This is a genomic window from Pseudoalteromonas sp. SIMBA_162 (assembly GCF_046535955.1).
Taxonomy (GTDB): Bacteria; Pseudomonadota; Gammaproteobacteria; order Enterobacterales; family Alteromonadaceae; genus Pseudoalteromonas; species Pseudoalteromonas marina.
On sequence record NZ_JAWJBQ010001163.1, the window covers coordinates 1 to 238 of the forward strand.

Genomic DNA, 238 nt, shown 5'->3' on the forward strand with positions numbered 1-238 from the left:
CGATGCGCCGCCGCGTGACGGAGCTGCTCACCCTGGTGGACCTGGCCGGCAGTGAAGGCAAGTATCCGGCGGCCCTGTCCGGGGGCCAGCAGCAACGCGTGGCACTGGCGCGGGCGCTTGCGACCGAGCCGGGGCTGCTGTTGCTCGATGAGCCGCTTTCAGCACTGGATGCGCGCGTACGCCTGCATCTGCGCAGTCAGATCAAGGCACTGCAGGCACGGCTGGGCGTCACCACCAT

1 protein-coding gene is annotated in these 238 nt (G+C 69.3%); it reads left to right on the plus strand.

Annotation, left to right across the window (positions count from 1 at the left end):
* Positions 1–238 (plus strand): ATP-binding cassette domain-containing protein (locus R0J88_RS23335; protein ID WP_410901366.1); only part of this gene is annotated, 238 nt, incomplete at both ends.